Below are 9,313 nucleotides of genomic sequence, written 5' to 3' on the forward strand. Positions count from 1 at the left end.
CAGATGATGTGGCGACGCCGTGCCGTATCAGCTCATGGTTCGAGACGCCGCGCGAAGTTGCGCGGCTCCTCACCATGAGGGCTTGCAGGCGGAGCGGTCTCACAGCATCTCCGCGATCTGATCGGCGCCGAGCGTCGGCGTGATCTTGCCGTCAGCGACGGCGGCCTCGAGCTGTTTGACCTTGGCGCGGATCGCAGGATCGCTCTTCAGCTTCGCCTTCCAGCGATCCTCGAGCAGCGTCCACATCCATTTGACCTGCTGGGCGCGGCGCCGCGCGTCGAATTCGCCGGACGGTGTCGTCGCGGCGCGATGATCGAGCACCGCCTGCCACAGCTCGGCGATGCCTTTGCCGGTTGCGGCGGAGTAGGTCATCACCGGCGGCTGCCAATGCGCCGAGCGCGGCGTCAGGATGTGCAGCGCGGCGCGATACTCGCCTGCGGCCTGATTGGCGCGGGCAATGTTGTCGCCGTCGGCCTTGTTGATGGCGATCATGTCGGCGAGTTCGACCAGGCCCTTCTTGATGCCCTGCAGCTCGTCGCCGGCGCCGGGCAGCATCAGCGCCAGAAAGAAATCGGTCATGTCGCAGACCTCGGTCTCCGACTGTCCGACGCCGACCGTCTCGACCAGCACGACGTCGAAGCCGGCGGCCTCGCACAACAACATCGCCTCGCGCGTCTTGGCCGCGACGCCGCCAAGCGTGCCGGAGGAGGGCGAGGGGCGGATGAAAGCGTTCGCTTCCGCCGACAGCCGCGCCATCCGCGTCTTGTCGCCGAGGATCGAACCACCGGTGCGCGCCGACGACGGATCGACCGCCAGCACCGCGATCTTGTGGCCTCGCTCGATCAGATAAATGCCGAGCGCATCGATGGTGGTCGATTTGCCGACGCCGGGCGAGCCGGTGATGCCGACGCGCAGCGCGCGGCCGGTCAGCGGCAACAGCTCCTGCACCAGCGCGCGCGCATCGGTCTGGTGATCGGCCCGGCGGCTTTCAATCAGCGTAATCGCCCGCGCCAGCGCGGCGCGGTGGCCGGCGCGGACGTCGCCCGCGAGCGACGGCAGGTCGATCGGCCTTTTAGCGGGTGCCGTCATCATCGTCCTTGGGCCGCTCGCCGCCGAAGATCGCGGTGCCTTCCGGCGACAGATACGGCTTCAGCGCGGTCCACGGCACGAACGCTATGTACATGCCCTCCGCATAGGCGCCGACCGCGTAGGGCGCGTAGTGGAAGGTCAGGCCGGAGCTTTTGCCGGCGGTGGTGGAGGGCGCAAGCGTCACCGGGCCAATCTTCAGGAGCTTCGGCTCGATACTCTTGATGTACTCCTCGTCGTCGCCATCCATGTCGCGCTTCTTCTTCTCGGCCTTGAGCGAGGCGACGACGCCCGCGACCATCGCCTGCATCGCCGGGCTGTTGTCGGCGAGATCGGTGAAGAACGGTCGGATGCTGATGCGCTTGCTCTGCTGCTTGTCCCACAGCACAGTATCGATGTCGGTGTTGGGATGCGCGCCGCCGGTGTAGCTGTAATCGCTGCGCACGATCGAGACATAGCGATCGGCGACGACCGAACGCGTCGTATAGCTGCGCTCGTAGCTCCACGGCCCGTTGCGGAACATCTCCGGATCGCTCTTGAATTCCGGCTCCGCCTCGGCGCGCCGCTCGGCAATCCACTTTTTGCCTTCGGCGAGGCAATTCTCGGCGAGCTTGGGATCGGCCTTGACCGCCGCATCGAGCGTGATGCTGGCGTCGATGGCTTTGGTCTTGACCGCGAAGTCAGGCTTGGACTTGGCCGGATCGGCTAGGGCGGGGGAGAGGAGGAGCAACGAGCATGACACAACCACTGCGTGTCGTAACAAGCTGATGATGTTCAACGGTCGTTTTCCTTGCTGACGCGGATAATGAATTGATCCAGCGGCTCGAGATCGCGTTGGACCATCTCCCATAGCAAGCCGGCGTCGGTGGAGTGATAGCCGTGACGGAGCCAGTTGCCCAAATCGGCAAGACGTCGCCATTTGATGTTCGTTTCGCTGTCCTTCAAATCCTGGGGAATATGGCGGGAAGCTTCACTGATCCTTTCCAGGAATCGCTCAATCGCTGCAAGTAACACGGGATCCGATCGCAGGTCGGAGACGTCTCGATCTGATATCGCGTCGCGAATGTTCTGAATCGCGACCGCGATGTGCCCTAGTCGATCTGCGAGGCTCGGAGGCACGTTAAAAGACCTCGACGAGGTCGTCGGAAATGCGTGCGGCAAATGCTGGGGCAATCGATCGGCGCATCGTGGTCTGTACTGTGAGCCCGGTAGCGTCTTCAATGATGTGCCCGACGCCGATTACATCAAGCAGTGAAAGGCCGGCTTCTTGCGACGTGTCAATCAGCACGTCGAGGTCGCTGTCCGGGCTTGCATCGCCGCGGGCTCGGGAGCCGAACACGAACAGCTTAGAGACGCCTTCAGCGCGCAAATCATCCGCCCGCTCGCGAAGGCGGGCAATGATGGTATCCAGCGGCATGTCGGCGACGGTCGTCATGGCCAGACCCTACCACATCGCCGCCGCGCTCACAGCTACTCCGCAGCCTGGCTCGAATGTCCCAGCCTGGCGTTGAGTTTATGGATCAGCTCCTCGGCGGCGTCGGCGATCACGGTGCCGGGCGGGAAGATCGCTTCGGCGCCGGACTTGTACAGCGCATCGTAATCCTGCGGAGGGACGACACCGCCGATGATGATCATGATGTCCTCACGGCCCTGCTTCTTCAGCGCGGCCTTGAGTTCCGGCACCGCGGTGAGATGCGCCGCGGCGAGCGAGGAGACGCCGAGGATGTGGACGTCGTTCTCCACCGCCTGGCGTGCGGCTTCTTCCGGCGTGGCGAACAGCGGCCCGATGTCGACGTCGAAGCCGATGTCGGCGAACGCCGAAGCGATCACTTTCTGTCCGCGGTCGTGGCCGTCCTGGCCGATCTTGGCGACCAGGATGCGCGGGCGGCGGCCCTCGGCGTCCTCGAACGCATCGATCAGCGCCTGCACTTTCTCCACGCGGTCGGACATCGTCGCAGCCTCTCGCTTGTAGACGCCGGTGAGCGATTTGATTTCGGCGCGGTGCCGGCCATAGACCTTCTCGAGCGCATCGGAAATCTCACCGACCGTGGCCTTGGCGCGCGCCGCGTCGATCGCCAACGCCAAGAGATTGCCGTTGCCGTCGGCGGCGGAGCGCGTCAGCGCCGCCAGCGCTGCATCGACGTCGGCCTGATTGCGGTCGCTGCGCAGCCGCTTCAGCTTGTCGATCTGCAGCCGGCGCACAGTGGAGTTCTCGACCTTCAGCACGTCGATCGCCGCTTCCTCGGTCGGCTTGTACTTGTTGACTCCGATCACCGCCTGGCGGCCGGTGTCGATGCGCGCCTGCGTCTTCGCCGCGGCTTCTTCGATGCGCAGCTTGGGCACGCCTGCCTCGATCGCCTTGGCCATGCCGCCGAGCGCTTCGACCTCCTGGATGTGGGCCCAGGCTTTCACCGCGAGATCGTGGGTCAGCCGCTCGACGTAGTACGAGCCGCCCCACGGATCGATGATGCGGTTGGTGCCGCTCTCCTGCTGCAGGAACAGCTGCGTGTTGCGGGCGATGCGCGCCGAGAAGTCGGTCGGCAGCGCCAGCGCTTCGTCGAGCGCATTGGTGTGCAGCGACTGGGTGTGGCCTTGCGTCGCCGCCATCGCCTCGATGGTAGTGCGCATCACGTTGTTGAACACGTCCTGCGCGGTCAGCGACCAGCCCGAAGTCTGGCAATGCGTGCGCAGCGACAGCGATTTGTCGCTCTTCGGGTCGAACTGCTTGATCAGCTTGGCCCACAAGAGGCGCGCGGCGCGCATCTTGGCGACTTCCATGAAGAAGTTCATGCCGATCGCCCAGAAGAACGACAGCCGCGGCGCGAATTTGTCGATGTCGAGCCCGGCGGCGATGCCGGCGCGGACATACTCGACGCCGTCGGCCAGCGTATAGGCGAGCTCGAGGTCCTGCGTCGCGCCGGCTTCCTGCATGTGATAGCCGGAGATCGAGATCGAGTTGAACTTCGGCATCTTCTGCGACGTGAAGGCGAAGATGTCCGAGATGATCCGCATCGAGGGCGTCGGCGGATAGATGTAGGTGTTGCGCACCATGAATTCTTTGAGAATGTCGTTCTGAATGGTGCCCGACAGTTTCTCCGGCGGCACGCCTTGCTCTTCGGCGGCGGCGACGAACAATGCGAGGATCGGCAGCACCGCGCCGTTCATGGTCATCGACACGCTCATCTGATCGAGCGGGATGCCGGCGAACAGCGTGCGCATGTCGTAGATACTATCGATCGCGACGCCGGCCATGCCGACGTCGCCAGAGACGCGCGGATGATCCGAGTCGTAGCCGCGATGGGTGGCGAGATCGAACGCCACCGACAGGCCCTTCTGGCCGGCGGCGAGATTGCGCCGATAGAACGCGTTGGAATCCTCGGCGGTCGAGAAGCCGGCATATTGCCGGATCGTCCAGGGTTGGTTGACGTACATGGTCGGGTAGGGGCCGCGCAGGAACGGCGCGACGCCCGGCCAGGTGTCGAGGAAATCGATGCCGGCAACGTCGCTCTCAGAGTAGCCCGGCTTGACGAGGATGCCCTCGGGCGTCAGCCAAGGCTCGGCTTGGCCGGACAGCGCGGGCGCGGCGGTGGGTTGAAAAGCGATGTCGGCGAAATTCGGTATCTTGCTCATCGGTCTGATCTTTCGCGCAGCCAGTCTATCACGGCCGCGTTGGGGCGTCATTTCGGCAATCTAATCGTGGTCCGGGTGCTGATAGCTGAACACTTGGGCGATCTTCTCCGGACCATAGTTCTGCATGGTGGTTTTGCTCGGCAGCGCCGCGATCGAGCCGACCCAGCCGAGCCGCGACTCAGTCCCGAACTGCAGGGTCGGGACCAGACGGTCCGGCCGGTCGAAGGTTCCGGTCATGATCTCGATGCTGTCGCCCTCGATGCGGCGATAGCTCAGCGGCGTTCCGCATTTGGCGCAGAAGTCGCGCTCCGCGATCGACGACGAGCGGAATGCCGACGGCTTGCCGCGCGTCCAGGCGAAACTGTTTTTCGCGATCTCGGCCAGCGAAGCGAACGGCGCGCCGCTGGCCTTCTGGCACATCCGGCAATGGCACAGCGTTACTCGCAGCGGCACCGCGCTGAGCGCGTAGCGCACGGCGCCACACTGACATCCCCCCGTGAGCAGCGGCTTCGCGCTCATGCCGCCTCTAATCCGCGCCACGCCTCGTTCAGCATCGCCAAGGCGTCGCCGCCGGCGAAGATGAAGTCGGTGACGCCGGCCTCGCGCAGCGCAGCTTCCAGATCGCCAGGTCGGCCGGCGAGATAGATCCGCTTGGCGCCGGCGCTCTTGAGCGCCTGGGCAGCCGCAACGGCATGGACCGCATAGGCCTTATCGGACGAGCACAGGCAGGCGAACGCCGCGCCCGAGGCCTTGTAGGCCTCGGCTAGCGCGGCCGGCTCGATGAAGCCGGCGCTGTCGATCGCCTCGATGCCGCCGGTCTCGAAGAAGCTCTTGGCAAACGTGGCGCGCGCGGTGAAGTCGGCGGCGCTGCCGAGATTGGCGAGGAACAGTTTCGGCCGCGCCGATTTCGCGGCGAGCACGGCGTCGGACTTGTCGCGCAGCGCCTCGAAAGGCGCGGCGAGGCGGATCGGCGTCAGCGGCACAAAGCTGACCTTGGCCGCGCCCGCGGCAGGGACTTCGACTGGCGTCGCCTTCAGCACGCTGGCCTGCGCCTCGTGCAGATTGGGAAACTCCGACGCGCCAGTGAGCACGTCGCGGCGCTTGGCGATATTCTTGTCGCGCGCGGCGCGGCTCGCCGCGACCTTGCTTTGAATGATGCCTGCGCTGAGCGCCGCGAACACGCCGCCGGCGCGCTCGATCTCCTGGAACTGAGCCCAGCCCGCGTCGCAGAGTTCACGGGTCAGCGCCTCGATGCCGCCGGAGCCGGCGGCCGGATCGGCGACTTTGTCGAGGTTGGATTCTTCGAGAAGGATCAGTTGCGTGTTGCGGGCCACCCGCCGTGCAAAAGCATCCGGCAGACCGAGCGCCAGCGTGTGCGGCAGCACGGTGATTGCATTGGCGCCGCCGAGCGCGGCCGAGAACGTCGCGATCGTCGCGCGCAGCATGTTCACATAGGGATCGCGCTGCGTCAGCATTCGCCACGCCGTCTCGGCGCTGACGAACAGCGGCTGCGGTGTCAGCCCGCAAGCCTGTTCGACGCGCGCCCACAGCAAGCGCAGCGCCCGGAATTTCGCCAGCGTGAGGAATTGATCGGCGTCGGCGGCGAGGCGGGCGTAGATCAAGCCGCGCGCTTGGTCGAGAGGCATGCCGCCGGCTTCCAGCGCGCGCAAGTAAGCGACGCCGCTGGCGAGTACGAAGGCAAGCTCCTGGGCTTCCGAGCCGCCGGCATCGTGGATGACGCGGCCGTCCGCAGCGAGGGCTGTTGTCTTGAAGCCGCTGGTAGCAAGTCCGGTGGCGACTTGGGCGAGACCCTGCGCGATCCCGCTCCAGTCCGAGGTGCTCGATCCCGCCACTGCGCGCGCGCCGAGCGGCTCGATGCCGAAGCGGACATCGCATTTGGCCGGATCGGCAACGCGGCTCTTCACGAGCTCCGTCAGATAGCGCACGACGTCGCACGACTGCGGCGGAAACTGCAATTCGACCGCGATGCCGGCATCGAGATGGACGCCGTCGAGCACCGTGGTCAAAGCGTCCAGCGTAGCCGGCAGTCCGAAGCCATGCGCGCCGGTGCTGCCGGCGAACATCAGCGACAGCCCGGTGGCGCCGTTCTCCAGATCATGCAGCGCCTGCTTGTTGGCCTGCTTGGCGTCCGGATGATCGATGCGCTGCATGATCCGCCACGGCGCGCCTTGGGCGCGGCCGGCGATCGGCGCCGCGCCCTTGGCGCGGGTGTAGATCGGATCGATGGCGAGGCCGTCATAGGTCTTGCTGATCAGCTTATCGAACGGCGCGCCCTTCAGCACGCCGTCGACCAGCTTGCGCCATTGCTCGTATCCGGCCGCGGGAAATTCCGCGCCGAGCGGCAGCTCATCCGTAGCAGTAGACATCCGAAAATTGACCTCGCAACACGATCGTGGCGGCGAAAATGCCACGGCCCGGCGAGGATGCCAAACCCTTGTTTTCAGCCAATAGACCAAGTTGGGCGCCGTTCGGGCCGCTGCGCAGCATAATATGCCGGGGCGTGATTGCCGCAGTGCAGCAACGGCGCTCAGCCGCGCGGCGGCAGGCGCTCGATGCCCGCGGTTGACACCACCGCCAGCGCGTCGGCGACGGTTCGCCCGGCGATGACCCGGTCGGGCGCGATCTCGGCCAGCGGCACCAGCACGAAGCCGCGTTCGAACAGCCGCGGATGCGGCAGCGTCAGCTCGGCATGGTCGATCGTCGCATCGTCATAGGCGATCAGATCGAGGTCGAGTGTGCGCGGACCCCAGCGCCGCTCGGTGGCGCGATTGCGGCCGAAGCGCTTCTCGATCTTGTGCAGCGTCTGCAGCAGCGACAGCGGATCGAGCCGCGTTTCGATCTCGATCGCTGCGTTGATGAAGCGATCCTGGGCCTCGTCGCCCCAGGGCGGCGTCGCGTAGTCCGAAGAACGCGCGGTCAGTTCGGCCTGGGTCATGCCGCAGATATTGCCGATGGCCTTGTCGAAGGTGGCGCGGACGTCGCCGACATTGCCGCCGAGCGCGATCAGCGCGCTGGCCATCGTCAGCTCCGCGAGCGTGTCAGGGTGACGCCGACGTCGTCGAAGATCGCCGGGATCGGCGCGTGCGGCTTGTGCACCGTCACGCGCACCGTGGTGATCTTGGGAAAGTCAGCCAGGATTGCATCCGCCACCGCGCCGGCAGCGCGCTCGAGCAGCCGATAGTTATCGTCCTTGAACGCCGCAGTCGCGCTCGCCACCACGTTTGAGTAGGACACGGTATCCGCCAGCCGATCGGTGCGTGACGACTCGGACAGATCGGCGGTGAGATCGAGATCGATCACAAACCGCTGTCCCACAGCGGTTTCGTGCTCCATCACGCCGTGGCGGGCGTGGATGACGAGGCCGCGGATGAAGATCGTATCGCTCATCGAGAGGTCCTGATGGCATGAGCAACTGCGAGCGCTTGCACCGTCTCGGCGACGTCGTGGGCGCGGATGATTTGTGCGCCGTTCTCGGCGGCGATGAGATGCGCGGCGATCGAGCCGCCGAGCCGCTGCTTCGGTTCGCTCGGCACGACGCTGCTGATGAAACGCTTGCGCGACGCGCCGACGAGCAGCGGCAGGCCGAAGTGCTTGAAGTCGCCGAGCCGCTGTAGCGTCAGCATGCTTTGCGCCAGCGTCTTGCCGAAGCCGATGCCGGGATCGAGCACGATCATCTCGCCGGCGATGCCGGCCTTCGTGGCGATGTCGAGCGAGCGCTCGAAGAACGCGATGATGTCGGCGATGATGTCGATCGCGGGATCAGCCGCATCGCGGTTGTGCATCACCACGATCGGCACGCCGCGCGCGGCGACCACGTGCGCCATCTCCGGGTCGCGCTGCAGGCCCCAGACGTCGTTGGCAATCGCGGCGCCGTTATCGAGCGCGAACGCAGCGACCTCGGCCTTCATCGTGTCGATCGACACTGGTGTTCCGAGCGCTGCGACAGCCGGCAGAACCTCGCCGAGCCGGCTCAGTTCCTCCGCGGCGGAGACCGGCTGCGAGCCGTAGGGCCGGGTGCTCTCGGCGCCGATGTCGATGATCGCAGCGCCTTGCGCGATCATCGTCGCCGCATGCTCGCGCGCGCGCTCCGGCCGGACGAAGTCGCCGCCGTCAGAGAATGAGTCCGGGGTGAGGTTGAGCACGCCCATCACCGCCGCCACCGGCCGTGCCAGCAGCGCGCGGAAGGCCGATGGATCGGCCTTTGCCGCAGAGGCGGTGGTGCGCGATGGGAAAGCGGTCATCGGCCGCGATTTGCGCGGTCCGGACCGCACTGTCAAGCTGGACGGGCGTCCAATCGTCGCGAGGGCAGCTTGCTTCTGGCGATCAGTAGCTGATCTTGAGCGGCAGCTTGCGGGCTTCCTCGATGAGCTGGCCGACTTCCTTTTCGGAGGGCAGCGCCCGCACCAGCTTGCACTTGAGGTTGGCTTCTTTCATGTTCTGGGCCAGCCGCGCCGGGTTGCGATGGGTGAACTCGCGCAGCGTCGAGACTCCGGCGGCGCGCAGCAACTCGACCTTGGCTTTGCCGAGGCCCGGCACCCGCATGTAGTCGGCCATGTTGGCCCANNGCAGCAANNNC

Annotated in this window: 10 protein-coding genes and 1 pseudogene (1 of these 11 cut by a window edge); all 11 read right to left on the reverse strand. The window is 65.9% G+C overall.

All coding sequences use genetic code 11. The features are described 5' to 3' along the window. Positions 1-99: 99 nt before the first annotated feature. Positions 100-1,089: a methylmalonyl Co-A mutase-associated GTPase MeaB gene (gene meaB / locus I5M_RS03110; RefSeq protein WP_031335191.1), complete on the reverse strand. Its 990-nt coding sequence runs from the start codon at positions 1,087-1,089 to the stop codon at positions 100-102. Next, positions 1,073-1,855 (reverse strand): PdaC/SigV domain-containing protein, encoded by a 783-nt coding sequence (locus I5M_RS03115; protein ID WP_376738658.1) that lies wholly within the window; start codon positions 1,853-1,855, stop codon positions 1,073-1,075. The genes meaB and I5M_RS03115 overlap by 17 nt, the downstream gene beginning before the upstream one ends. A 5-nt stretch (positions 1,856-1,860) precedes the next feature. Then, complete coding sequence (locus I5M_RS03120; protein ID WP_022720067.1) at positions 1,861-2,205, reverse strand: DUF86 domain-containing protein; 345 nt, start codon at positions 2,203-2,205, stop codon at positions 1,861-1,863. Between the two features lies 1 nt (position 2,206). Then, positions 2,207-2,521 (reverse strand): nucleotidyltransferase family protein, encoded by a 315-nt coding sequence (locus I5M_RS03125; protein WP_022720068.1) that lies wholly within the window; start codon positions 2,519-2,521, stop codon positions 2,207-2,209. Positions 2,522-2,556: 35 nt separating this feature from the next. Continuing rightward, positions 2,557-4,716: a methylmalonyl-CoA mutase gene (gene scpA, locus I5M_RS03130; RefSeq protein WP_031335195.1), complete on the reverse strand. Its 2,160-nt coding sequence runs from the start codon at positions 4,714-4,716 to the stop codon at positions 2,557-2,559. A 60-nt stretch (positions 4,717-4,776) separates the two neighbouring features. Beyond that, positions 4,777-5,235 (reverse strand): GFA family protein, encoded by a 459-nt coding sequence (locus I5M_RS03135; protein WP_022720070.1) that lies wholly within the window; start codon positions 5,233-5,235, stop codon positions 4,777-4,779. Next, the gene (locus I5M_RS03140) at positions 5,232-7,103 is read right to left on the reverse strand and encodes a methylmalonyl-CoA mutase family protein (RefSeq protein WP_022720071.1); all 1,872 of its coding nucleotides are present in this window, start codon (positions 7,101-7,103) and stop codon (positions 5,232-5,234) included. The genes I5M_RS03135 and I5M_RS03140 overlap by 4 nt, the downstream gene beginning before the upstream one ends. 161 nt (positions 7,104-7,264) lie before the next feature. Next, positions 7,265-7,756, reverse strand: coding sequence for a 2-amino-4-hydroxy-6-hydroxymethyldihydropteridine diphosphokinase (folK, locus tag I5M_RS03145; RefSeq protein WP_022720072.1), 492 nt, complete (start codon positions 7,754-7,756; stop codon positions 7,265-7,267). Between the two features lie 2 nt (positions 7,757-7,758). Further along, positions 7,759-8,124, reverse strand: a complete 366-nt coding sequence (gene folB / locus I5M_RS03150) for a dihydroneopterin aldolase (protein ID WP_022720073.1) — start codon at positions 8,122-8,124, stop codon at positions 7,759-7,761. Next, the gene (gene folP / locus I5M_RS03155; protein ID WP_022720074.1) at positions 8,121-8,978 is read right to left on the reverse strand and encodes a dihydropteroate synthase; all 858 of its coding nucleotides are present in this window, start codon (positions 8,976-8,978) and stop codon (positions 8,121-8,123) included. The genes folB and folP overlap by 4 nt, the downstream gene beginning before the upstream one ends. An 82-nt stretch (positions 8,979-9,060) precedes the next feature. After that, a pseudogene (locus tag I5M_RS29110) lies at positions 9,061-9,313 on the reverse strand (DUF4332 domain-containing protein) (it continues 156 nt past the right edge of the window).

This window comes from Rhodopseudomonas sp. B29, from assembly GCF_000333455.1.
Lineage (GTDB): Bacteria > Pseudomonadota > Alphaproteobacteria > Rhizobiales > Xanthobacteraceae > Rhodopseudomonas.

Coding starts and splice junctions, on each gene's coding strand:
- meaB (WP_031335191.1), bottom strand. CDS start 1,089: ATGACGGCACCCGCTAAAAGGCCGATCGACCTGCCGTCGCTCGCGGGC.
- I5M_RS03125 (WP_022720068.1), bottom strand. CDS start 2,521: ATGACGACCGTCGCCGACATGCCGCTGGATACCATCATTGCCCGCCTT.
- scpA (WP_031335195.1), bottom strand. CDS start 4,716: ATGAGCAAGATACCGAATTTCGCCGACATCGCTTTTCAACCCACCGCC.
- I5M_RS03135 (WP_022720070.1), bottom strand. CDS start 5,235: ATGAGCGCGAAGCCGCTGCTCACGGGGGGATGTCAGTGTGGCGCCGTG.
- I5M_RS03140 (WP_022720071.1), bottom strand. CDS start 7,103: ATGTCTACTGCTACGGATGAGCTGCCGCTCGGCGCGGAATTTCCCGCG.
- folK (WP_022720072.1), bottom strand. CDS start 7,756: ATGGCCAGCGCGCTGATCGCGCTCGGCGGCAATGTCGGCGACGTCCGC.
- folB (WP_022720073.1), bottom strand. CDS start 8,124: ATGAGCGATACGATCTTCATCCGCGGCCTCGTCATCCACGCCCGCCAC.
- folP (WP_022720074.1), bottom strand. CDS start 8,978: ATGACCGCTTTCCCATCGCGCACCACCGCCTCTGCGGCAAAGGCCGAT.